We start from the raw sequence: 23,698 nt of genomic DNA, 5'->3' as shown, positions 1-23,698 counted from the left end.
TCGCCATCCCTGCGCCTTCGCCAAGGCTGGGGCGCTGCACGTTTCCGTTCGTCATGCGGCGGGTCCTTCTCGCTAACAGTTGCGGATTCTGGGGCGGGGGCTTAGAATGGGGCCACTTACGGGAGAGTTGGATGCTGGCCAAACGGATTATTCCCTGCCTGGATGTCAACTGCGGCCGCGTGGTCAAGGGCGTGAACTTCCTTAACCTGCGCGACGCGGGGGACCCGGTGGAGGTGGCGCGGCGTTACGAGTCCGAGGGCGCCGACGAGCTGGTGTTTCTGGATATCACCGCCAGCCACGAGGCCCGCAATATCATTGCCGACGTGGTTCACTCGACGGCTGAGCAGGTCTTCATGCCCCTGACGGTGGGGGGCGGCATCCGGACGATCCAGGACTTCCGCGACATGCTCAACGCGGGGGCGGACAAGGTGTCGATCAACTCGGCGGCCGTCCGCGACCCGGAGTTCATCACGGCGGCGTCGCGGCGGTTCGGCGCGCAGTGCGTGGTGGTGGCGATCGACCCCAAGCGCGTGGAGGTCAACGGCAGCGAGCGGTGGGAGGTACACGTCAACGGCGGGCGGATCGGCACGGGCCTGGAGGCGGTGGCGTGGGCGCAGGAGGTGGAGCGTCGCGGGGCCGGCGAGATCCTGCTGACGGTCATGGACGCCGACGGCATGCAGACTGGCTACGACATCGAGATCACCCGCGCGGTGGCCGAGGCGGTGGACATTCCCGTGATCGCCTCGGGCGGGGCGGGCAGCCCGGAGCACATTTTCCAGGTGCTGACGGCAGGCAAGGCCGACGCGGCGCTGGCGGCGAGCATCTTTCACTTCGGCACGCACACCATCGAGGCAACCAAGACGTACCTGGCGCAGCGCGGCGTGACGGTTCGCACGATCGCAGGCGCGGCCGGAGGGAAAACACCATGACGATGGGCGAAACGGCGCCGCTTCCGCAGGGGCGGCCCAAGGCCAGGCTGGTTCAGTTTCTCGACGCGATGACGCAGCTCAAGGCGTCGGACCTTCACATCAAGGCGAACTTGCGTCCGCATTTCCGCACGGCGCGGGCGCTGGTTGCGGCCAAGGGCAAGGCGCTGACGGCAGAGGACGTCGAGAGCCTGGCGCAGGAGATGCTCAATGCCGACCAGCGGTTGTCGCTGGCCGGGCACGGCAGCGTGGACCTGGCGTACGAGAGCCCGGGGGCGGACCGGTTCCGCATCAACATGTACCGCCAGCGGGGGCTGATGTCGATCGCGGTGCGTCGCGTGACGCGGGAGATTCCCAACTTCAAGAGCCTCAACCTGCCGCCGGAACTGGCGAAGATCTGCGAGGCCGAGACGGGGCTGGTGCTGGTGAGCGGACCGACCGGCTGCGGCAAGAGCACGACGATCGCCTCGATGCTGGACCACATCAACCAGCGCCGAGCGTGCCACATCCTGACCATCGAGGACCCGATCGAGTACGTCTTCGAGGACAAGAAAGCGGTCATCAGCCAGCGCGAGGTGGGCATTGACGTTCCGGACTATCACGCGGCCCAGCGGGACCTGATGCGTCAGAACCCCGACGTGATTCTCATCGGCGAGTTGCGGGACCTGGATTCGTTCCAGGCGGCGCTGCACGCGGCCGAGACGGGGCACCTGGTGTTCGGGACGGTTCACGCCGCGACGGCGGCGCAGACGGTCGGACGCGTGTTGAGCCTGTTTTCCGGCGAGAATCGAGCGCTGATCCGCTCGGCGCTGGCGCAGAATCTGCACGCGGTGATCTGCCAGAAGCTGCTGGCGAGCCTGTCGCGCGACTACCGGGTGGTGCCCGCGCTGGAGATCATGCTCGACCACGCCGTGGTGCGCAAGTACATTCAGGAGGGGCGCGAGAACGAACTGACCGAGGTGGTGCGGACGCTGGAGCGCGAAGGCATGCGAAGCTTCAGCACCAGCCTGCTGGAGTTGATCGACAGTGACATGGTGGCCCCGGACGAGGCGTACGCGGTGGCCCCGAATCCTGAAGAATTGCGGATGATGGTTCGCGGAATTTCTAACCGCAGCAACGGCGGCATGGCGTCGCGATAGCGGAGACAGCGAATGGGTCAGGTAATGACGGCGATTCCCAACGACGCGTATATCTCGCTGCTCAAGATCGGCATCATGCTGGCCGTGGTGACGCCCTGGCTGTGGACGCTGCCGTGGATCTATCACGACACCCGCCGCTTCTACGGCGAGGGGTGGTACTGGACGCCCGCGGGCCTGGCCTCGGGCGCCGCGGGGCTGGTCATCTGGCTGACGGCGGGGTTCTGGGTGGGCATGTTCATCTTTCCCGTCATCGCCGCCAGCGTGGTGCTGGCGTACGTGTTCTGGCACAACGGTCGCGTCAGCGAAGAATTCCAGGTCACCTGGAGCACGCTCCTGGCCCGCCTGCGCAGCGGCGGCAAGAGCAGCCATACGGTCGTTCACGCCGTCCCGCTGCTGCAATACGTCAACCTCTATGACGCCGCCGACCACCTCGTCGTCCCGCGCGACGACCAGCCGCCCGCCTACGCCCAGACCTACAACCTCGTGCAGCAGTTCCTGGCCGAGCTCGTCCGTCGCCGCGCCAGCGAAGCCGACATCACCTCCGGCGGACGCGCCGCCATCGTCCGCCTGGTCGTCGACGGCGAAGTGGTGGACCTCTCGACCACGCTGTCGATGGACGTGGCCGCCAGCGAAGCGGTGATCCAGTTTCTCAAGGGCGCCGCGGGCATGAATATCGAAGACCGCCGCCGCCCGCAGGACGGCGAGATTTCCGTCGACGGTCTGAGCGGGCGCATGGACGTTCGCGTCTCGTGCGCGGGCACCACCGGCGGGCAGCGCATGACGTTCCTGGTGGTGCAGGAGGCGCTGCGGACGAACATCGACGAGCTGGGCATGAGCAACGAGGTGCTCATGCGGATCAAGGACCTCGTCGGCGAGCCCAGCGGTCTGATCATCGTCTCGGGCATGCCCCGCAGCGGCATCACCAGCACGATGTATTCGATCCTGCGCCAGTACGACCCGTTCGTCAAGCAACTGGTCACCGTCGAGATGCACCCGCGCATCGACCTGGAGAACATCACCCAGAACGCCTACAAAGACCCCAAGCAGTTCAACGCCACGCTGGCGTCGGTCATGCGCCGACATCCCGACGTGCTGCTGGTGGACCGCTGCGGCGACACCGAGGGCAGCGAACTGGTCTTGCGATCGGCGGCGGAACGGCCCACCCTGCTGGGCCTGCACGCCGGCGACACCTTCGTGGCCATGGCCAAGTGGGTCAAGGTGTGCGGCTCGGCCGTCACGGCTGTCAAAGACCTCCGCACCATCGTCTGCCAGGTGCTGCTGCGCAAGCTCTGCCCCGACTGCAAGGAAGGCTACACCCCCGACAAGCAGATGCTGGTCAAGGCCAACCTGACGGGCATGGACATCGACCAGTTCTATCGCGCCCACGTTCCCAAGCCCGACGCGACCGATCCGGCGCAGATGATCGTCTGCCCCACCTGCGGCGGGGCGGGGTACATGGGTCGCACGGCCGCCTTCGAGATGCTCGACGTGACGGACGAGGTTCGCCGCCTGGTGGCCGGCGGCGCGCCGGTGGCGCAGATCAAGGCCTGCGCCCGCAAGCACAAGATGCTCTACCTGCAGGAGCAGGCGCTGCACAAAGTGGTCGAGGGCGTCATCGACGTCAAGGAAGTCATCCGCGCGACCCAAAAGACCGGCAAAGGCTAGCGGCGTGCAAGCACGCCGCTAGAGCAGGGGAGCTGGAGAAAGTAGAAAGTAGAGAGACCGATGCTTCTGATCATAGTGGCTATCTTGCTCATCCTGGGAAGCGCCGTCTTTCATTGGCGCCAGGGGCTGTTCAACTCCGGCATCATGGCGTTGCTGTCGCTGTTGTGCGCCGCGGTGGCGTTGGGGTGGTATGAACCGCTGGCGCGCGCGGTGCTGTATGACTCGCACATGGTCTACGCCGACGCGTTGTGCCTGATGGGGTTGTTCGTGCTGCCGCTGCTGGTGCTGCGGATCATCATCGACCGCCTGATCTCGCGAGGCATCGTGTTCAACCACTGGGTCGACAGCATCGGCGGGGCGCTGATGGGCGTCCTGACGGGGATGCTGGCGTTCGGGGTGTTGTTCGTCGCCCTGCAAATGTTGCCCTGGGGCCCCAGCGTCATCGACTACCAACCCTACGACTCCAGCATCGACATCCAGGGCAACACCGACGGTCACGACGGCAGACAGGACAGCCTGGCCCCGCTGTATCCCGACGAATTCGTGCTGGGGCTGACCAAGATGCTCTCGGGCGGCACGCTCCAGACGCAGGGCGAGTGGAACTTCGGCCGCGCCCACAGCGACCTGCTGCGCGAGCTGTACTGCGCTCGCTATCGGGTCGAGCGGACTGGTCCGGTGAAGAACGGCAGCGTGACCGAAGAGGTCACCAACCGCTACGGTCGCCTCGACGCACGGCGCGGCGAGTTGCAGGTGGTCTCCGTGATGGAGTGCCCCGACGAGTTCGTCAAGAACTGGTACCCCGGCGACCTGCGCCATCCGCTGCTGGCGGCGCCGGCGCGGCGCGGACAGAAGCTCTATGTCGTGCGCGTGAAGGTCTCGCGAGCGGCCGCGGAAACGGAAAGCGGCCCCGTCGCCGGTTGGTGGGTCCTGCCCCTGCCGCACTTCCGCCTGGTGACGGACAAGGGCGAGGACTTCTATCCGCTGGGTTACCTGGCCTACGCGTCGCTGGACAACCTCGAGGCGGCCGTCAGGGAAGCCACCGCCCGGCAGTGGCCTAAACCGCAGGAGTGGCTGTTTGTCGGCCCGGCGCCGGTGAGCAAGGACTTGCCCGATCGCTATCAGCGAGCGGAGTTGAGCGTCGATCGCCAGGTTGGCGACAAGCAGGACTGGCTGGTGATTGACTGGGTGTTCTCGCTTCCGCCGGACAAGGAGAACCGCCCGGCGTTCATGGCGTTCCGCCGCGCCGCTGTGGCGCCGGTCCCCAAGGTGCTCTCGGCCAAAGAAGCCGCCGCAATGATCGCCTCCAGCGAGTTCTCCTCCACCGCCCTGCAGCGCGTCAGACCCAAATAGCCCGAATCGCGGTCCCCACGCCGGGGGAGAGGATGGATGGATGCGCGTGTCCCCATGCCACCCGGCCCTCGCATCCATCCATCCATCTGCTACCCATGGCGACCCGCTGCGCGTGTCGCCATGCCACCCGGGGCGCTACTTCCTGGTGGCGGGTTCGCGGACGTATTTCTTGGGCATGTGCTCGCGCCACAGGTCGTAGGCGACCTCGGGTCGGCGAAGGTGTCCGCCCTGGATCTCCTTCTTGACCGTCTGGTAGCACTTGTGGGTTCTGAGGTACTCGAAGGCGGCCCAGGATTGTTCCTGGATGGGCTTGAGGTCGTCGCCGCCCCAGAAGATCGCGATGGGCTTGTTGCGGGCCGCCTCGGTCAACTGGATCGACTCGAACACCTCCTGATCGCTGTTGCACGCACGGGCGATGAGCATGTTGAACCGCTCGGGGTGCCGCAGGCCGACGTAGTACATCGCGTATCCGCCAGCCGAGAAGCCCGTCAGCAGCACGGCATTGGGATCGACGTTGTAGTTGGCCACGGCGTCGTCGATGAGGCCCAGGATGGTCTTCTCATCTTCCTGAAGCTGCTTGTCGCGGATGTTGTGCAGCACCGGAAGGATGCCCTGGGGGCTCTTGAGGTACGGCGCGGCGATGATGAGCCCCTTCTTTTCACCCAGATATTTCCATTCGCGCATCTGCGGCTGGTAGTCGTCCCATCCGTGCGTGCCGTGCAGCGTGATCACCAGCGGCCACTTTTTGTCGGGGGTGTATTCGCTGGGCAGAAAGAGCTGGTAGTCTTGCCGGTTGGCGGAGACCTTAAGTTTGAGCAGCTTGCCGCTGGTGGGCTGAGGCTGCGTTACGGGGCAGCCCGACAACACGCACAGCAACGGCAGCAGAACCAGGCATCGTCTCATCGCCATCATGCCTCCAGGTTGGGCAGCGGTCACATTCGGCCCTTGCGCTGCAGCCGGCGGATCACGCTCTCGGGCAGGGGCTCCAGTTCGCACAGGCGCGAACCCATCGCCAGCAGATAGGGTATCAGCGCCAGTACGCAGCCTGCAACATGAAGATACCAGTCCTGGACCTCGGCGTAACGCCGCGTTGAGAACTCCGCCTGCAGCATCTCCCCGCCCCATCCGACCGCCGCCACGGCGGCCACGCCCAGCAGGCCCATCCAGATGCGGCGAGACCCGACCTGCCAGGCGACGCACAGGGCCACGAAGAACCCCGTCGGGGCGTGCAGCAGGTTGGGGTGCAACCCGAACGACTGCCAGATCTGACCGAGCAACCCCGGGTCGCGCACCAGGCCCATCGCCAGCAGCACCGCGCACAGGCCCAGCATGACCAGTGCGCCGGGAAGAGACCGGCCCGCGCGCCCCGTCATCACCGGCAGCAGACCCCACAGCACCGCCGCCGCCAGAGTCACCGCCGGGATCGACAGCCCGCCGGGTGCGGCCGCCGCTGCCGATGCCAACACCACCGCCACCGCCCAGGCGCTGCAGCGAGTTTGCTCCTGGGGCGGCGCTTTTCTGGCTCGCCAGAGCAGGAGCACCAGGCTGGCCGCGGCGCCGGCAGCCATCCAGGCCAGTCCGAGCCACCCGGTGGCGGCAGCCAGGATGGCCGAGGCGCCTGAGAGCGAATAGACCTCTCGCGCGGCCTGTTCGCCGCGTCCGAGGGCGGTTGGTTCTCCGGCAAGGACGGCTGGCCATGACGGCGTCGCGGTCGCCGCCGCGGCGGCGCCGCCGGCCAACAGCAGCAGCGCGACGGCGAAAGTCGCCTTGCGCCGCTGGGGCAGGATTATCGCCGCCACCCAAAGGGTGCCCCCGGCCAGCAGCGCGGTGATGATCGCCTGGCGGGGAAAGAGGAATATCATCGCAGCGACCATCGCCGCCGCCAGGGCTGACGCCGCCCAGGCCGTGGCTCGGCGGTGGTGGGGCTCGGCGTCGCGGAGGGTTTGGCCGTAGAGAATGCTCCATCGGGTCTGCAGCAGCACCACCGGGGCCGTCCAGGCCAGCAGCGCCAGCGCCTCGCCGGCGAGGCACCCACGGCGCAGGGCGCCGACGGCCGCGGCGGAGGGGCCTATGGCCATCGCCAGTGCGACGATCAGCGGGATGATGGGATTATGCACAAAGCGGTCGAGCAGGCTCTGCGCCAGCAGCAATCCCAGCACCGCCAGGCTGATCTGGAAGAGCATCGAGATGTCCAGCGCGCCGTAGAGACTCGCGCCGCCGGGGGGCATGCGGGACATTCCGCTGTGGGCGGCGTGCCAACCGAGGATCACGGCCGGGCCCAGCAGCGCCAGGTACATCGGGTGGGCGTCGAGGCGGCGGTCGCCCAGGGTGATCCGCCAGGCCAGCCAGAACGTGAAGACGACCATCAGCCCGCCCGTCAAGGCGCCCCAGGCCCGGATGCTCGGCCACCACCAGCCGATCAATGCCGCCAGCACCAGGCTGATCAAAGCCCAGCGGGTGACGGCGGATAGATGTCGCGATGTCGTTCCATGCAGCAGAGACATACCTCCTCTATCGGCACGGCGACGCCGAGGGCGGAATCGAAGATTGGACACGCTGATGCCGGAACGCTGGAAGCAGGCCTCCTGCTCGGGCACTTGCTGGTGCGGGGGAATGATTCTATACTGTTTATATGACCACCATCGATGACATTGAAAAAGCTGTAGCTGGTCTTAACGCCGAAGAGTTGCGGCGGTTCAGAGAGTGGTTTGATCAATTTGACGCCGCTTCATGGGACCACCAGATAGAACTCGACGCGGCTGCCGGGCGTCTGGACGAATCGGCTGACGCTGCGCTGGAAGATCTCCGTTCAGGCCGGTGCACTGGAATTGTGACTTAAGAATATGATCAGACTGTCTTGGGCAATCTGTCTTGCGGCTATGGGGATTTACGGGTGTCAACCGCAAACCTACACACTCAAGTGCGATTGGAAGCCTGGCGAGATACTCGTTGCGGCAGACACGCTTTCAATGATTGAAACCCGTTCCTTCCGGGAAGGGCAGCCAGCAGAGAAGATAAGCAGCACGGTAGGCTTTGAGCTTCAAGCGTCATTGGCGGATCGCGAAGAAAATGGCCGCAAGTCTATAATCGCTACCCTCACTCGATGCACCGTCGAGGACGCCAAAGGGGTGGTGGCCGACACAGCCAAACCGGAAACGCTCAAAGACGATTTCAGCAAACACATGGCTAAGGAAATGGGAGACAAATATACGATGAGCTGTGGGATTCGAGGCGAGGTCATTTCATGTCGCCATTTGCCCAAGACTGGCCAGAAAGCCGAAGGAGAAATGGCAGCGGCATATGGAGAAATTGTGGGCAAGGTCGCGGCCTATTTGCCCGAGGGGCCTGTGACGGTTGGACAGACATGGAAGATTAGCCGGTCTTATCTTGTCTTCCCTGTATGCATTAGTTGGGGATTGATCCAGGAGAGCGTCGAGTGCAAGCTCGTCCGCGTCTCGCCACAGCAGGGTCTTCAGGTTGCATTGATCGAGTTCGACGGGGCCACCAGCGACTGCTGTTCTGTCATGAAGAGAAAAGGGACTATTCTATTCGATGTAACCAACAACCTCCCTGTGAGCTTTCGGGGTGAAATGTCTTACAAGAATCGCGAGCAAGAACTCACTCTGATCAATTCCGCTGCCTTCCGCGTAGCGAAGTGAATCTTCTCCGGCAAGAGCTTACAAAGACCATGTGCAACTCCCGGCGACTGGCTACAGGCTACGGGCTACCAGTTCCAATGTGAAGCATTGTCGCTGTTGGGGCGTCCGTCTATACTGTTGCATCGGAAAAGGAGCCAAACGTGACCGAACAGGGATCGCAGCAGGATATGTTGTCGTTGCCGGTGCGGGACTTTGTGGCGGCGACGGCCGCCAAAACGCCCACGCCCGGCGGGGGCAGCGTGGCGGGAGTAGTGGGGGCGCTGGGGGCGGCGCTGGGTGAGATGTCGCTGGCATTCACGCGCGGCAAGAAGAAGTTCGCCCAGCACGAGGAGTACTACGCCCAACTCCAGCGGCGGCTCGAATTGGCCCGGGGCATGTTCGAAGATCTCGTGGCGGACGATATCGCGGCCTACACGCTCTACCAGTCCGCCACGAAAATGGACGACTCCCCCGAGAAGACCGAGGCGATGGCGCTGGCCACTGCCGCGGCGATTGACGTTCCGCGAGAGGCTACCAAGGTCGCCCTGGCGCTGCTGGAAGATCTCAAGGGTCTCGTCAACCGCGTCAATTCATACCTGATCACCGACCTGCTGGCCGGGGCGGTGCTGGCGGTGGCCGCGGCCAGGCTCAGCGACTACAACGTTCGCGTCAACGTGCCCAATCTCGCCGACCGACCGGCGGCCGCCGAGTTGGCAATGACGTCCGCCGCCGACCTGTCGCGAGCCCAGCGCCTGCTGGATGAAATCGAAGCCGCTTCCAAGGAATATCTCCCCTGACGGACCGCCGCCGCGATGGCCAGAGAATATAAAATAGCCAAGACCGAGGCCCTGTGCCGGAACTGCCAGACGACCATCAGCGCCGGCGAAGAGTTGGTGGCGGCCGTCCGCGAGCAGGACGGGGAGTTCCTCCGTGAGGATTATTGCCTCAAGTGCGTCAGTTCCGTGCCTTCGGGTGATCTTCCGGACGTCTATGCGGTGTGGCGGACGAAGGTTCCCGCGTCCACTGAAAAGAAGAAGCGCCTGCTGGTAGACGACTCGGTGCTGCTGAGTTTTTTTCAGCGTCTCGAGGGAAGCGACGATCCCGTGAAGATCGATTTTCGCTACGTCCTGGCGCTGGTGCTGATGCGCAAGAAACTGTTGGCGTACGATCGCAGCCGCCGCGTCGAGGGCGGAGGCGAGATATGGTCGGTGCATCTCCGCAAGACGGGAGAGCCGTACGAGGTGATCGATCCCAAGCTCGACGAAGACCGCATCGCGCAGGTCAGTCAAAGCCTGAGCGACATAATCGAGGGGGAGCTATGACTACTCGCGTGCAGAAAACTCTGGTGGCGGCGGTGCTGGCGGCGGTTGTGGCGGCGGGCGGCTGTGCGTGCCCGGAACAGCATGTCTCGCTTCAGACGCTGGTGCAGGAACACAACGCCAACGCGGCGCAGGTTCCAATGCTCTGGGCGCGGGCGAGGATCGAGCTGACGGTAGCCCGCAGCGGACTGCTGGTTCCCTTGGCCACCGACGGTCTGTTGCTGCTGGCCAAGAACTCCAATCCCAATGTCCCCCCGGGGTTCGTGCTGATCGGGCGCGAGCTCGGGCACGACATCTTCCGCATCGGATCGAGCCCTCAAGAGGGCGTGTACTATTTCTGGTACCAGTTCGGCGGCAGCGGTCAGGCCGTCTGGGGTCGCACCGCCATGGCCGGAGCGCCCGGGCTGGAAGCCATCCCCCTGGACCCCTATCAGCTTCTGGCCTTGCTGGGAATTACCGAACTTCCCAAAGACGGTTCCCGCCTTCCTGCCGTAGTAATGAGTATGTGTACCAGCCCCTGCGCTTACGTGGTCAGCTACATCGACCGCCAGCCCATTACGGGCAATGCCCTCTTTCGTCGCGAAGCGTATATCGATTGGACGAAAGACCAGGAACCCCTGCGCCCCTACCGCATCGACTTCTTCTCCCCCGACGGGCGACGCACGCTCAAGTCGGGCCTCAAGAGCTACCGGCCCATCGAGGGCGCCTCCACCGCCGTCATGCCCACCGACATCTCGCTGAGCACCGTTAGCTGGCCGGGGCATCCTAACAGCCCGATCCGAAGCATTCGCTTTTCGCTCTCGGAGATGACCGTCGAGGACAAGTGGGACCGTTCGTCGCTGCTGTTTGTCGAGAACCTCCCGCCGGGCATCGTCGACGTCATCCAGTTGGACAAAAACATCAGCCCGCCAAAGGACTCCCAATGACGCGTTTCGCCGTGCCGGCCCGGGTCGGCCTTATTCTTCTGTTGACGCTGGGGCACGCCGCAGCCGCTCAGACCCGCCCGGCCACCGCGCCCGCCACCGCCAGCGCGCCGGTCGCCCCACCCGCCTACGTTGCCCAGCCGCCCCTGCCCGAAGGCAGACTCCCGCTACGGCGGCAGTTCATGCTGGCGGGAAACCAGGAAGGCCTCTGGCTGGTCCGCCTTAACGACAAACGCCCAGCCAAGGACGACGACGGCGCCGCCGTTGCCACCTTCGATGCCGCCGCCAAGCCCGTCTCCCGAAAGAAATGGCTCTGGGTGACGCAGAACGCTCTCTCCCAGCCGACGGTTATCACGCCGCTGAACAATCAGCTCTATCTCCTGTCCGACGATCCGCTGGCGGCGATGGCGCTGCCGATGGAGATCGAAGAGCGCCCCGGACCGCTGCCCCTTCCCCCCCAGGACCAGTGGCCCGCCGGCACGAAGGCGCTGGCCGCCTTCGGCGCTAAAGATTTCGCCGGCGCGGCGGGCTCGTCGCTGCTGGTCGTGGCGCGTCCCCCGGCGGCGCCGGCGACCGCCCCGGCGGCCACCACCACCGCTGCGACTGCCACCGCCGCAGGCGCTGCGCTGCCGCGTCTGTGGCGCTTCTACCAGGGGCTCTGGTCGGTGCTGGGGGAACTGCCCGCAAGCCTGTCTAAGGGGGCCGAGAGTTGGCATCTGGCGGCCGCGGGAGATCGCGTGGTGGTGCTGGCGTCGAATGAAGGCGGCAGCCGCCTGGGCGTTTTCCATGACAACAAGTGGCGCGTGACGCCCTGGACGGCGGGGGAGGGCTCGCGTCCATTGGCTTTGATGGCGTTTCAGCGCGGGATGACAGCCGTGGTCTCTCGACCGGTTGCCGGGGGGCAGTCGGCGCTGGAGGTGATCGTTCTGGATGAGGCGGGCGCGGCTGCGGGGCGGCAGAGCATCCACAGCGACCAAGGGGTGCTGACCTGGCCGGCCGGGGCGACGCCGCTGGTGTCGCGGGTTGCCGAGCAGGTGGCTTTGGTCGCCTGGCGCGACGGGGCACTGGTGTTCGCGACGGCGGACGCTTCAGGGCGGGTCGGCAAGTTCGAGCCCACTCCGCTGAGCGGAGCGATGGTGCCCGGCGGGGGGACGGAGATTGTCCAGTACTTCCTTTACGCGTTGTTGGTGGCGATGGTGCTGGCGACGCTGATGCTGCGCCCCTCGACGCCGCCGGGACAGTTCGAGCTGCCCATGACGGTCGTGCCGGCGAGCCTGGGCAAGCGGCTGGTCGCGTTCCTGATCGACACCGTCCCGTTCATGCTGGTGCTTTCGCCGATGACGCGGCGATTCACCGAGGGCGAGCCCCTGCCCCTGTCGCAGGAGGTGATCCGCTCGGTGCTCCAGGAACTCCAGAACAGCCCCGAGATGGGCTACGCCATCGTGGCCACGATGACGGCGTACGTGCTGTACACCGTCGTGATGGAACTGGCCTTGGGCGCCACGGTGGGCAAGATGATGATGCACATCCGCCTCGTCGGCGACGGCGGGCGGCGCCCCGACTTCCGCGGCGTGCTCATGCGCAACCTGATCAAGGTGATGATCCTGATCTCTCCGCCGCTGCAGTTGCTGTTCCTGATCGTCTTCATGACCCGTCACCGCCAGCATTTGGGCGACATGGTGGGGCGGACGGCCGTGGTTCGCGGTTGGCCCGCGCCCCCCGCCGCGCCGGAGAGCCCCGATCGGTCCGACCAGGAGCCTCCCGCACATCATCCGGGTTGAACTTGCATTAGCATTGTGACGAATTAGAATAAGCGGCTTGCTTGACGCCGCTTACGCGTGATCGCGATGGCGTTCTACGACGAGCACGGCCCGGACGGGTCGGGCCACGAACTACAGGAGCACTCATGGCATTCGCATTCTTCCGGCGCCGGCAGAAAATGGTCATCATCATCATGGTGGTCCTGATGGTGGCGTTCCTGGTCGGCTTCCAGGGTTTTGACAGGGTCATGCACGGTCTGACGGAACTGGTCTCGCCCCGGGGCAACGTCGGCACGGCGTTTGGGGGCAAGGTCACGATCAACCATCGCGACATCGTGGATGCCTCGAACCAACTCAAGGTCCTCCGCGAAGGCGTGCTGGTGCGCGGCGTCGGGGGCAGGCCCAGGGCCATAGACCCGATCTTCGGGCTGATGGTTTCACAGCCTCTTGACGAATACGAGATGGGGCGCGCCTACGCCTTGCTGCTGGCCGAAGCCAACCACATGGGCGTGCAGGTTACCGCCGACGAAGTGGATGGCTTCCTGGCCGACATCGGCCTCGATCCGAAATCGCCGGGCTACGCCGCGACCATCGAGAGCCTCGGGCGATCGGGCGACGAAATGCTGCGAAGTTCCATCGCGAATTGGCTTCTGGTGCGCAAGGGCGCCATCGCCGGCTTGCCGCAGACTCCGCCGAGCCTTCCGGCGGTGGAACGGCTTTTTGCCCAGGTGAGCGAGCGGATCGACGTGCGGATGGCGGAGATATCAGCTTCGAAATTCAAGGCCTCGATGGGCGATCCGACGGACGCGCAGGTGCGCGAGTTCTTCGAGAAGTATCGCTCCAGCGTGCCGCAGCAGTTCGCCTCCTGCGATTCGATGGGCTTTGGGTACTACCAGCCCGACCGCGCGGCGCTGAGCTACCTGCTGGTCTCCAAGGACGCCGTGACGAAGTTCGTGCGGATCGATCCGGCCGAGGCCCGCGCCTACTATCGCCGCAACGAGGCGCAGTTCGTCAAACTCGTGCCCGTCGAGACGCCCGCGACGCAGGCCACCGCCCCGGCGGCGACCGCCCCGGCCACCGCGACCGCCCCGGCGACGGCCACCGCGCCGCAGTCGCGCGAGGTGCCCAAGAGCCTCATCGAGGCCCTGCCCGAAATCGAAGCGCGCCTCAGCGACCTCGAAGCGGACCGCCAGGTCGGCAAGGTCGTCCAGGAAATCCAGCTTCTGCTGAAAGCTGACGCCCAGGGCGCCCGGACCTATCCACAGGTCCGCCAGGCCATGATGCTCGACGATGAGGCCGCTGCGGCCCTGGCGGTCAAACTCCCCGCCGTGGACATCACCCAGCGTCCGCTGTCGCAGGCGCTGGCCGCTTTGGCCAAGGCCGCCGGACTGCGGGCCATCAGCTATCCGCTGGGCCTCAAGAGCTCTGACGAGCAGGTGGTGCGCGGGCAGGCGCCCGTGGCTGTCAGTGGGAAAGATATCACGCTGGCCGAGGCGCTGGATCAGATTGCCCGGCAGCTCAAGGCGCCCAAGATCGAGTGGACCATGTGCCGTGCCCTGTCGGGGGTGCTCTTTGCCAAAGGTCCCGGCGCCGCCGACACGTTCCCCGTCGAGGCCGGGCAGACCGGACTGATCGACTTCAAGACGCTCTCGGGCGATCCCGTGCTGGGCAGCGCCATGACCGGTATCGGCGGTACGGGCTCGTCGCTGGCGCAGTTGGTTTCCACGGCGTCGGCGTTCAAGCACGAGGGCAAGGTCGTGCCGCTGGTCGAGGTCGGCCGCTCGGGTCCCGAGATGTACGTCAACGGCTCGGGCGGGTCCGTCAGCGGACGACTGCTCTGGACGCTGACGGGCGTCGATCCCGCCCATGAACCCAAGGACCTCACGCCCGAGATCCGCAAGCAGGTTGTCGAGGACTGGAAGACGCAGCGGGCCTACGCCGTGGCGATCGAACGCGCCAAAGCCCTGGCCGACCAGGCCAGGCGAGACGGTCTGGAGAAAGCCGCCGCCTCGATGAAGATCGAGACGACCCACAGCGAACCCTTCAGCCGCCGCCTGCGGTTTTCGTACGGCGGACAGACGATGATCTTCCCCTCGCGCGTTCCGGGCATCGAACTGCCGGCGATGGCGTCGCAGGAGACGGCGGAGGAATGCGTAGAGAAACTCCACAGCCAGATATTCGCCCTGGCGCCCGAGAACGTCAATCCGCCGTACCCGCAGAGTCCGGCGGTGGGTGTCATGGAGGTTGCCCCCAAGCATGCGGTCTATGTCGTTCAGCGGGTGGGATACACGCCCCCGCAACGGGCTCAGTTCAACGCGATGTCGCCCGAGCTGCGCAGAGACCTGGCCCAGGAGCAGCAGGGTCTGGCGCTGCGGGAATGGTTCGCTTACCCCAACATCGTCGCCCGCACGCAATTTAAGCCCGAGCAAGAACGTTTGCCCGTTGACAATTCCGCGTCATAAGATAAAGTGGGTGACCCGTTGCATGGCTAGGTAGCTCAGGTGGTAGAGCGCGGCCCTGAAAAGGCCGGCGTCGCTGGTTCGACTCCAGTCCTAGCCAGTTCTTTTGTCACAGCCTTTCCAGGCTGTGACCGATACGGGCTGGAAAGCCTGTGCCATATGCTGTAAGTTCGGGGTAACCATGCCCAAGCGAAATCTGATCTGGGTCGCGATGATTCTGGTCCTGGCGGCGGCGCTGTGGTTCGCCCGCCAGCAGTCCAGCCCGCCGCCGGCGCGGCCGATCCCCGCCCCGCTCGCGGCGGCGGGCAAGGCGTTGGACCTGATCGAGACCAACTATTGCGGCACGCTCGATGACGACCGCCTCTCGCAGGGGGCGATCTCCGGTCTGGTCTCTGGCCTGGACGAGTTTTCCAGCTACGTCTCGCCGACGCAGCAGTCCGATTTTCAGCAGCGCCTTGGCGGGCGCACGCGGGGCCTGGGCCTGCTGGTCGACGCCAGCGACGGCAAAGCCATGGTCGTCGGGGCGCTGCCCGGCTCGCCCGCGCACATGGCGGGCCTCTACGGCGGCGACGAAATTCTCGCCGTCAATGGGCGCGACGTGCGGGAGATCGGCCCTGATGTCGAGTCGGTCCTGGCGGCGCAGCTCTCGCCGGTCAAGCTGACGATCCTCTCTCCCGGCGCCGCGGCCACGCGGGACGTTATCCTCGCCCCCGCCGACAGCGACATCGAGACGGTCGTGGGCCTCTACCGCCAGGGCGACGGGCAGTGGCAGCACCGTTTCGACATGGGGCGAGGCGTCGCGTACATCCGGGTGCAGGAGTTCATCCAGGATACGGCCGCCGACTTTCAGCGCGTCCTGCGCCGGGTCGAAGGCGCCGGGGCGGTGGTGCTGGACCTGCGGGGCAATCCCGGCGGGCTGCTGCCCTCGGCAGTGAGCGTCGCCAGCTACTTCCAGGGCAGCGGCGAGATCTTGACGGTCCTTCAGCGCGAGGGGCCGAACCAGCGATACTGGGCCCACCCCGAGGGCGTCTCCAACGTTCCGCTGGTGGTGCTGATAGACCAGCGGACGGCCTCGGCCGCCGAGATCGTCGCCGGCACGCTCAGCGTACACCGCCGCGCCGTTCTGGTCGGCGCCCGCACGCGGGGCAAAGGCTGCGTGCAGACGATGTACGACCTGGGCGGGGGCCTGGGGCAGATCAACCTGACGACGGCGGAGTTTCTCGCCGGCGGCGTGCTGGCGATCATGCGACGCCCGGCAAGCACGCGGTGGGGGGTCGACCCCGACATCGCCGTTTCGCAGCCGTGGTCGGACGCCACCCTGCAGCGCCTGCGACGAAAGGCCAGCGTGGCGCCTCGCCCGCTCGATGCCGCCACGCGACCGGCCTCGGGCACGGCGATCTCACTCTGCGAGCAACTGCTCAAGGCCGACCGCCAGCTTGCCCGGGCGATGGACCTGGCGGCAGACCCCGCCGCCATCAAGGCCGCCCTCGAAAAACTCCCCGCCGCGACGCGCCCGACCGGACCGTGAGTGACGCCATGAACATCCTGGCCGTGGAATCCAGTTGCGACGAGACCTCCGCCTCCGTCGTCGTTAGCGGGCAGCGCGTGCTGTCCAACGTCGTGGCCAGCCAGATCGACCTGCACGCCCGCTACGGCGGCGTCGTGCCCGAGATCGCCTCGCGGGCGCACATTGAGGCCATTAACACCGTCATCGTCCGCGCACTCGATCAGTCGGGACTGGCGCCGTCGGACCTGGCCGCCGTGGCGGTCACCAACGAACCGGGGCTCATCGGCTCGCTGCTGATCGGCGTCACTGCCGCCAAGACCCTCGCCTGGATCTACGACCGCCCGCTGGTGGGCGTCAACCACATCTATGCCCACGCCTACGCCGCCGCGCTGGACGCCGAGCCCATCGAATACCCCGCCGCCGCCCTGATCTGCTCGGGCGGACACACCGCCCTCTATCACTGCCGCAGCCCCATCGATATGACGCTGCTGGGCTCGACCATTGACGACGCCGCCGGCGAAGCCTACGACAAAGTCGCCTCCATCCTGAAGCTGCCCTACCCCGGCGGGCCCGCCATCGACAAAGCCGCCAGACGCGGCGACCCGTCGGCGGTCAAGCTGCCCCGCACCTTGCTCCACGGGCAATCGCTCGATTTCTCCTTCAGCGGGCTCAAGACCGCGGTGCTTTACCACGTCATGGGCACCCCCGGAGGGCGGCGGGAGGAGTCGACGCGTCCGCGCCGGCGTCGTACCGCGGCTACGCCCCAGCGCCCGGCGGGCAAGACCGGCATCGAGAACTTCACCCCCCAGGAGATCGACGATCTCTGCGCGAGCTTCCAGGGGGCCGTCGTCGACGTGCTGCGCACCAAGCTTCGCCGCGCCGCCGTCGCCACCGGCGCCCGCACCCTGGTGCTCGGCGGCGGGGTGGCCGCCAACTCCGGTCTGCGCGCCGCCGCGGGTGAGTTGGCCGCCTCGCTGGGCTGCACGCTGCGCCTGCCGCCGATGGCGTACTGCGTCGACAACGCCGCGATGATCGGCGGCCTGGCGTACCACTACCTCCAAGCCGGTCTGACCGCCGAACTGGACCTCGAAGCCCGCGCGACCGTCCGGCGATAGCTTCATTGAAAAACACGCCTGCCGACGTCTAGCATTCAACTGCCGCGGATCTCAATGAAGGGGGGCACCATGTTCAATCGCCTCTGGGCCGCTTTGATCGCCACCTGCGTCTGCACACTGATGGGCGGCTGCGCAACCGTGCAATTCGGTGCGCCCACAGCCTCGCCGACCGGCGCCGACGCGACGGCCCGAGCCTTGGCCTGGATCACCGCCCATCAGCAGGACGACGGACACTGGGCCGCTCCCCAGCGCGGCGCCACCTGCAGCGACGACACCGTCACCGCCTACGCCATGCTCTGCTACCAGGCCGTGGGCGCCCGACACGACCAGGAAGGCCCGTACCAACAGCCGCTGGCCCAGGCCGTCAAGTGGATGCTGGCCAATCAGCCCGCCGATGGCGACTGGACGCGCGGCACCGGTCCGGGCAACGGCATGTACACCCACGGCGTCGTCGTCAGCGCCTTGGCCCGGCTCTACGCCACCACGAAAGACCCCGCCCTGCTCGAGCCGCTCAAGAAAGCCCTTGCCGTGACGCTGCGCGCCCAGAACCGCCAGTACGGCGGTTGGCGATACACGTCAAAAGGGACCGATTCCGACACCTCCGTCACGAGCTGGCAGCTTGGCGGGCTGCTGCTGGCGCGTCAGAGCGGAATCGTTATCGGCGACGAGCCGTTCCAACTGACGCGGCGATGGTTGGCCGGAGTCTGCGGCGGCCGCCACGGCGGACTGTGCGGGTATGTCCACCCGACCCCCATCCCGTCGATGGTTGCAGCCGGCATGTTCTGCCATCAGATCCTGGGGCTGTCCGCCGACGATCCGCGGATGTCCGAGGCCGCAGAGTATCTGTTGGACCACATGCCCAAGAAGGACGACCAGGCGAACTTCTACTATGAGTACTATCTCACCCTGGCGGCGTACCGCCACCAGGGGCGTCTGTGGTCGCGGTGGAGCCCGCTCATGCGCGAGCGGCTGATCGCCGGGCAGGTCGCCTCAGGCCCCGACGCCGGAAGCTGGAACCCCGACGCCTACTACACCTCCTACGGCGGACGCCTGTTCAGCACCGCCATGGCCGTCCTGATGCTCGAAGCCGCCAGGGCCTATCCCCGATGACCTCGACATGCGCACTTGTCAGCTGCGGTGCTCCAGACAATAATCAGGCATCGCAAACAAGCTGACATCGCGGGGTCTCTTCACACATTGGCCGTGGGCGGCGTGGGCGATGCTTATCATCGCCTGCGGCTGCCAACCCGCATATCGGCCTGTCGATGCGACCGTGCTGCTGTCGGCCCAGTCGCCGTCGGCGACGCCGGCGGCCGTGGGCAGGCACATCGATACACTGGCCGATCCTGCCCGTGGCGGGCGGATGGTCGGCACGCCGGGCAACGTGCAGGCCCGCCAGTACATCGTGCAGCAGTTTCAATCGGTCGGCCTCGTGGCAGGAGCTCGCGGCGGGCAGTGGGTTCAGCCCTTCGAGATCGAGTTCATGCGAGCGCCGGGAGAGGCGTGCATGCTGAAGGTTCCGTCGCTGCCGGCGCTGCAGGTCTTCAAGGATTTCGCCCCCGTCGCCGCGGGGTGCAGCGGTTCGTTCGAAGGCGAGATCGTGTTTGTCGGGTACGGCCAGCATGCCTCCGATTTCACTGCTGTTGACGCCAAAGGCAAAGTGGTGCTCCTGCTGCAGGGAACCGCCGCGGGCGTTTCAAAAAACAGCCTCTGGTGGAGCAAGAACGCGGCCCTGCGCGATATGCTGACGCGCGACAAGCTCAAGCATGCCGCCAAGGCCGGCGCGCGGGCGGTGCTGCTGGTGACGCCGCCGCAGGCGCCCGTCACCGACGGCGAAGACGCGCTCGACAGCCTGCTCGGACGAGGCGACGGTCCGCTGCCGGCGATGCGCATCAGCCGCGCTTTAGCGCGGGATATTCTCAAGCAGAGCCCCCGGCGGCAGACGCTGGAGGATCTTGCAGCAGGGAAGAAGCCGCTCACCGCAGGCCTGGGCGCACGCGTCAGCGGCAACTGCGACCTGGCGCCGGCCATGGGGCAGAACGTCATCGGCGTGTTGCCGGCGCCCGGTGGGCCCGACGCGCCGGCGTTGGTCGTCGGGGCGCATTACGACCATCTGCCTTCCAGCGGCCAGCGCGCCCGCGATGCCGGACTGGGCGTTCGGCCCGGCGCTGACGACAACGCCTCGGGAATTGCCGCCCTGATCGAGACGGCGCGGGCCGTAGCTGTCCTGAAGGAAAGGAAATGCACGTACGTCTTTATCGCCTTCGACGCCGAGGAGTTCGGCCTGCTGGGCTCAAAGCATTACGTGAACTATCCGGTGGCGCCGCTGCACCGGACGGCCGCCATGATCAACTTCGATCAGATCGGAGCGGTGAAGGATGCGCACGTGACTGTCATCGGCAACTGCATCCGCCAGCCGTTCCGACAGGCCCTGGCAGTGGCGGAACTGGCCAACCGCCCGACAAAGGTGCATCCACTGGGCATTGTCAATCGCACTATGTGGTCCGACCAGGCGCCCTTCAACGACCGCAACGTGCCGACGCTGTTCTTCTTCGGCCGCTTCACCGATCACTACCACTGCCGCACGGATCGCGCCGAAACGGTGAACATGGCCGGCGTGGCGCAGGTGACTGACGTGGCCGTCGACGTGCTGCGCCTGCTCGACGATTCATTCGCCCCGGGCCCCTGAAGGAGCCCACCTGGAGCGGCTGTCTCTCATGGCGGAGCATCGCAGCCGCCACAGTATTACCGCGGCGATTGCGCCGGTGGTGGGCGTGATAGGGTCGTGGAAAAGCACGAACTTGCAGACCAGCGTCAAAACAAGCATCGTAGCGGCCGCATAGCGATAGGGGACGTTGCGGGTGGCCAGGAACGAGTACACCAGGAACAGCACGTGGCCGGACGCGGGGAAGAACGGCCCGGCGATGCGTGAAGCGGCAAGCGTCACGGCCAGGGCGTCTATCAGGACCGGGTAGGGCTTGATGTGCTGCGGGCGCTGCAGCATGGCGATCATCCACCAGAACAGCAGCGGCGCCATCGGCAGGCTGTAAAGGCCGTTCATGAGAGCTTCGCGGTTCTCCCAGATGCGCCACTGAATCAACCGCCACGCCGCGGCGGCGGTGATCAGGATCATCAGCCCCAGCAGCACCACGCGCATCAGCCGCACGTGACGCGTGGCAAGCAAGCACAGCTTGTCGAGGAGCTTTGTCAAGTGCGTGAAGATAACAGTATTTAAAGCCCCCGCGTGCTGCAGGGGCGCCGAGGGCTCGCGAAGCCGCAAGCGGCGAGACTACCGCTGCTAAACTTTTGGTTTTCCGGGCCAGTCCAGGATGGCGCCGGTGTCGGCGCTGGTGGCGTGGGCGGCGTAGCGGCCCAGGGCGCCGTGGCGGATCGGGGCCGGGACCGGCTTCCAGGTCTTGCGGCGGCGGGCGAACTCGGCCGCCGTCACGCGGGCGTTCATCTTGCCGGCGGGGATGTCGATGTCGATCACGTCGCCGTTTTTCAGCAGACCGATCTCGCCGCCGGCGGCCGCCTCGGGCGAAACATGCCCGATGCACGCCCCGGCCGTGCCGCCGGAGAACCGCCCGTCGGTGATCAGCGCGCAGGCGGCGCCCAGGCCCATGCCCTTGATGTAGCTCGTCGGGGCAAGCATTTCCTGCATGCCCGGGCCGCCCTTGGGTCCTTCGTTGCGGATGATGACCACGTCGCCGGCCTTGACCTTGCCGCCCAGGATTCCGGCGCAGGCGTCTTCCTGCCCTTCAAAGATGACGGCAGGTCCCGAGTGCTTGTACATCGCCGGGTCGACGCCGGCGAGTTTGACCATCGCCCCGCGCGTGGCGATGTTGCCGTACAGCACGACCAGCCCGCCCTTGGCGGTGAACGGCCGCTCCAGCGTGCGGATCACGTCCTGCACGTCGAGCTTGGCGGTATTGCGGGCGACCAGGGCGGCGGGCTTTTCGCCGCGGTACATCGCCTTGACCTGCGCGACGCTGCGGCCGGTGGCTTTGGAACCTTCGCGATACATCTTCTTTGCCGCCGGCAGGCACTTCTTGCTGCGCAGCGACCACTGTTCGAGATTCTTCATCAGCGGCTGACCGGTGACCGTCGGCACCTCGGCGTGGACCAGGGCGGGCTTGTCCCACCAGAGCTGGCCCATGATCGTGTGGATGCCGCCCGCGCGGTGGACGTCCTGCACGTGGTAAATCTTGCCCTCGGGCGTACACGAAGGCGCCACGCGAGAGATGTTGGGCGTGCGGGCGGTGACGCGCTCGATGTCCTTAAGCCCGAACGGCACGCCGGCCTCGCTCGCCAGGGCGAGCAGGTGCAGCACCGTGTTGGTCGAGCCGCCCATGGCCATGTCCAGCGCGAAGGCGTTCTCGAAGGCTTTCTTGGTCATGATGTTCCGCGGCAGCAGGGGGTAGGCCTTTCGGCAGCCGCCGCTGGACCATTCCTTGACCATCGCCACAATGCGCCGGGCGGCGTTCTTGAACAGATCCATCCGCGCCGGCGAAGTCGCCAGGCAGGTTCCGTTGCCCGGCAGCGCCATGCCGACGGCCTCGCACAGGCAGTTCATGCTGTTGGCGGTGAACATGCCGCTGCACGATCCGCAGGTGGGGCAGGTGTTGTCTTCGTATTGCTTGACCTGGGCGGCGGTCATCTTGCCGGTCTTGAACTGCGCGACGGCGTAGAACTGGTCGATCAGGTCGACGTCTTTGCCGCAGACGTTTCCGGCTTCCATCGGCCCGCCCGAGGCGAAGATGGTGGGGATGTTCAGGCGGATGGAGGCCATGAGCATTCCGGGGATGATCTTGTCGCAGTTGGGGATGCAGATCATGCCGTCGAACTGGTGCGCCTCGGCCATCGACTCGACGCAGTCGGCGATCAGCTCGCGCGACGCCAGCGAGTACTTCATGCCGTAGTGCCCCATGGCGATACCGTCGCAGATGGCGATGGTGTTGAAGACGAAGGCGGTGCCGCCGGCGGCCTGCACCTGCTGCTTGACGAACTCGCCGACGGCGTCGAGGTGGACGTGCCCGGGCACGATGTCCGTATAGCTGTTGACGATGGCGATGAACGGGCGGCGGATGTCGCTCTCGCGAAGTCCGGTGGCCTTGAGCAAGCTGCGGTGGGGGCCTCGTTCGAGCCCGGCTTTGACGTTGTCGCTGCGCATAAGGAAACTCCGTGTCGCGGGCATCTCGCCCGCGCGTGCCGAGGGCATCTTGCCCTCGTCTACAACTTCCCCATGCCCTTCCGCGGGCGAGACGCCCGTGGACACTCGCGGACGGGGACGTCCGCGACACGGGGAACTACTGTCCACCGCCGTTACTTAGGTACTCAACGGCGTGGTTCATGGTTTCGAAATTTTCAACCGCCGTCAGGACGTAGTTCTTGGTGGAATTGTCCCGCAGGGGGCGGATCTCCAGAAACTCCGGATCATGCGAGAGCTTCCGCAGATCGGCCAGGCTCTTGTACTGGATCAGCCCGCAGTACCGCTGCGTACAGCCGCCCATGTAGACCATGCGCGTCAGGCCGTACAGCACGACCGAAGCCCCGTAGCGGTCCAAGATCGGCTGCACGCGCCGCAGGTACTCGGCGTACTGCTTTTCCTTGCCCTCAATAATGTCAAACAGGTTGACGACAACGACCACGCTTTGTCTCCGTGCCCTGTATTGTCCGGAAAAGGCAACAGAATATAACTCCGCCGCCCGATTTACAAGCGCCGGAATCTGGAATCCTGTCCTACACCCCGGCGGGAGAAAAGCAAAACCTACCACAGAGACAACGAGAAAAGCCGAGGGGATAAAACAAGATTCGACCCGGAAAGTTTCCTGTCTTCGTTTTGTCTTCGTTCCCACCTCTGCTTTCTCTGTGCCTCTGTGGTAAGTTTCTTCTTGAGC

The 23,698-nt window shown here is 65.9% G+C and carries 20 protein-coding genes and 1 tRNA gene; 16 read left to right on the top strand and 5 right to left on the bottom strand.

Translation table 11 applies throughout. From position 1 onward, the window contains the following. Positions 1-131: 131 nt before the first annotated feature. The 4 genes from hisF to ABFD92_19975 are packed head-to-tail and all read left to right on the top strand — an operon-like array spanning position 132 to position 5,080. Positions 132-929: an imidazole glycerol phosphate synthase subunit HisF gene (hisF, locus tag ABFD92_19990; GenBank protein MEN6506822.1), complete on the top strand. Its 798-nt coding sequence runs from the start codon at positions 132-134 to the stop codon at positions 927-929. Continuing rightward, positions 926-2,065 (top strand): PilT/PilU family type 4a pilus ATPase, encoded by a 1,140-nt coding sequence (locus tag ABFD92_19985; protein MEN6506821.1) that lies wholly within the window; start codon positions 926-928, stop codon positions 2,063-2,065. The genes hisF and ABFD92_19985 overlap by 4 nt, the downstream gene beginning before the upstream one ends. A gap of 12 nt (positions 2,066-2,077) precedes the next feature. Then, complete coding sequence (locus ABFD92_19980; protein MEN6506820.1) at positions 2,078-3,730, top strand: ATPase, T2SS/T4P/T4SS family; 1,653 nt, start codon at positions 2,078-2,080, stop codon at positions 3,728-3,730. A gap of 60 nt (positions 3,731-3,790) precedes the next feature. After that, positions 3,791-5,080 (top strand): CvpA family protein, encoded by a 1,290-nt coding sequence (locus ABFD92_19975; GenBank protein ID MEN6506819.1) that lies wholly within the window; start codon positions 3,791-3,793, stop codon positions 5,078-5,080. 135 nt (positions 5,081-5,215) lie between these two features. Here ABFD92_19975 and ABFD92_19970 read toward each other — a convergent pair whose 3' ends face one another. Both ABFD92_19970 and ABFD92_19965 read right to left on the bottom strand, forming a co-directional pair. Next, entirely contained in the window at positions 5,216-5,989 is a 774-nt protein-coding gene (locus tag ABFD92_19970; protein MEN6506818.1) for a prolyl oligopeptidase family serine peptidase, read from the bottom strand. A 23-nt stretch (positions 5,990-6,012) separates the two neighbouring features. Then, positions 6,013-7,584 carry a hypothetical protein gene (locus ABFD92_19965; protein ID MEN6506817.1) on the bottom strand — a complete coding sequence of 524 codons (1,572 nt, stop codon included), beginning with the start codon at positions 7,582-7,584 and terminating at the stop codon, positions 6,013-6,015. A gap of 128 nt (positions 7,585-7,712) precedes the next feature. On the opposite strand from ABFD92_19965, the gene ABFD92_19960 reads away from it, so the two are divergent. From ABFD92_19960 to ABFD92_19905, 12 genes are all read left to right on the top strand, one after another. Beyond that, positions 7,713-7,919: a hypothetical protein gene (locus ABFD92_19960; GenBank protein MEN6506816.1), complete on the top strand. Its 207-nt coding sequence runs from the start codon at positions 7,713-7,715 to the stop codon at positions 7,917-7,919. A 130-nt stretch (positions 7,920-8,049) separates the two neighbouring features. Then, positions 8,050-8,739, top strand: coding sequence for a hypothetical protein (locus ABFD92_19955; GenBank protein ID MEN6506815.1), 690 nt, complete (start codon positions 8,050-8,052; stop codon positions 8,737-8,739). A 140-nt stretch (positions 8,740-8,879) separates the two neighbouring features. Beyond that, the gene (locus tag ABFD92_19950) at positions 8,880-9,515 is read left to right on the top strand and encodes a cyclodeaminase/cyclohydrolase family protein (GenBank protein ID MEN6506814.1); all 636 of its coding nucleotides are present in this window, start codon (positions 8,880-8,882) and stop codon (positions 9,513-9,515) included. Positions 9,516-9,530: 15 nt separating this feature from the next. Beyond that, positions 9,531-10,040, top strand: coding sequence for a hypothetical protein (locus ABFD92_19945; GenBank protein MEN6506813.1), 510 nt, complete (start codon positions 9,531-9,533; stop codon positions 10,038-10,040). After that, the gene (locus ABFD92_19940) at positions 10,037-10,963 is read left to right on the top strand and encodes a hypothetical protein (protein MEN6506812.1); all 927 of its coding nucleotides are present in this window, start codon (positions 10,037-10,039) and stop codon (positions 10,961-10,963) included. Before ABFD92_19945 ends, ABFD92_19940 begins: the two co-directional genes overlap by 4 nt. Continuing rightward, positions 10,960-12,741 (top strand): RDD family protein, encoded by a 1,782-nt coding sequence (locus tag ABFD92_19935; GenBank protein ID MEN6506811.1) that lies wholly within the window; start codon positions 10,960-10,962, stop codon positions 12,739-12,741. The genes ABFD92_19940 and ABFD92_19935 overlap by 4 nt, the downstream gene beginning before the upstream one ends. 125 nt (positions 12,742-12,866) lie before the next feature. After that, positions 12,867-15,182 (top strand): hypothetical protein, encoded by a 2,316-nt coding sequence (locus ABFD92_19930; protein MEN6506810.1) that lies wholly within the window; start codon positions 12,867-12,869, stop codon positions 15,180-15,182. A gap of 24 nt (positions 15,183-15,206) precedes the next feature. Continuing rightward, positions 15,207-15,279, top strand: a tRNA-Phe gene (locus ABFD92_19925). Between the two features lie 81 nt (positions 15,280-15,360). Further along, positions 15,361-16,707 carry a S41 family peptidase gene (locus ABFD92_19920; GenBank protein ID MEN6506809.1) on the top strand — a complete coding sequence of 449 codons (1,347 nt, stop codon included), beginning with the start codon at positions 15,361-15,363 and terminating at the stop codon, positions 16,705-16,707. A gap of 8 nt (positions 16,708-16,715) precedes the next feature. Beyond that, on the top strand, positions 16,716-17,801 hold the full coding sequence (tsaD, locus tag ABFD92_19915) for a tRNA (adenosine(37)-N6)-threonylcarbamoyltransferase complex transferase subunit TsaD (GenBank protein MEN6506808.1): 1,086 nt from the start codon (positions 16,716-16,718) through the stop codon (positions 17,799-17,801). A gap of 69 nt (positions 17,802-17,870) precedes the next feature. After that, a complete protein-coding gene (locus ABFD92_19910) occupies positions 17,871-18,911 on the top strand; it encodes a prenyltransferase/squalene oxidase repeat-containing protein (protein MEN6506807.1) in 1,041 nt (346 codons plus the stop codon). Positions 18,912-19,020: 109 nt separating this feature from the next. Next, entirely contained in the window at positions 19,021-20,490 is a 1,470-nt protein-coding gene (locus ABFD92_19905) for a M20/M25/M40 family metallo-hydrolase (protein MEN6506806.1), read from the top strand. Here the strand turns inward: ABFD92_19905 and ABFD92_19900 are convergent. The 3 genes from ABFD92_19900 to ABFD92_19890 form a co-directional block, all read right to left on the bottom strand. Further along, complete coding sequence (locus ABFD92_19900; protein ID MEN6506805.1) at positions 20,470-20,985, bottom strand: hypothetical protein; 516 nt, start codon at positions 20,983-20,985, stop codon at positions 20,470-20,472. The two genes, ABFD92_19905 and ABFD92_19900, sit on opposite strands and share 21 nt — an antisense overlap. 114 nt (positions 20,986-21,099) lie before the next feature. After that, positions 21,100-22,971 carry a dihydroxy-acid dehydratase gene (gene ilvD, locus ABFD92_19895; GenBank protein MEN6506804.1) on the bottom strand — a complete coding sequence of 624 codons (1,872 nt, stop codon included), beginning with the start codon at positions 22,969-22,971 and terminating at the stop codon, positions 21,100-21,102. Positions 22,972-23,107: 136 nt separating this feature from the next. Then, positions 23,108-23,449 (bottom strand): DUF1330 domain-containing protein, encoded by a 342-nt coding sequence (locus ABFD92_19890; protein ID MEN6506803.1) that lies wholly within the window; start codon positions 23,447-23,449, stop codon positions 23,108-23,110. Positions 23,450-23,698: the final 249 nt, after the last annotated feature.

This window comes from Planctomycetaceae bacterium, from assembly GCA_039680605.1.
Lineage (GTDB): Bacteria > Planctomycetota > Phycisphaerae > SM23-33 > SM23-33 > JAJFUU01.
Note: the sequence above shows the minus strand (reverse complement) of the source record. Positions and strands in the feature narration are given on the sequence as shown.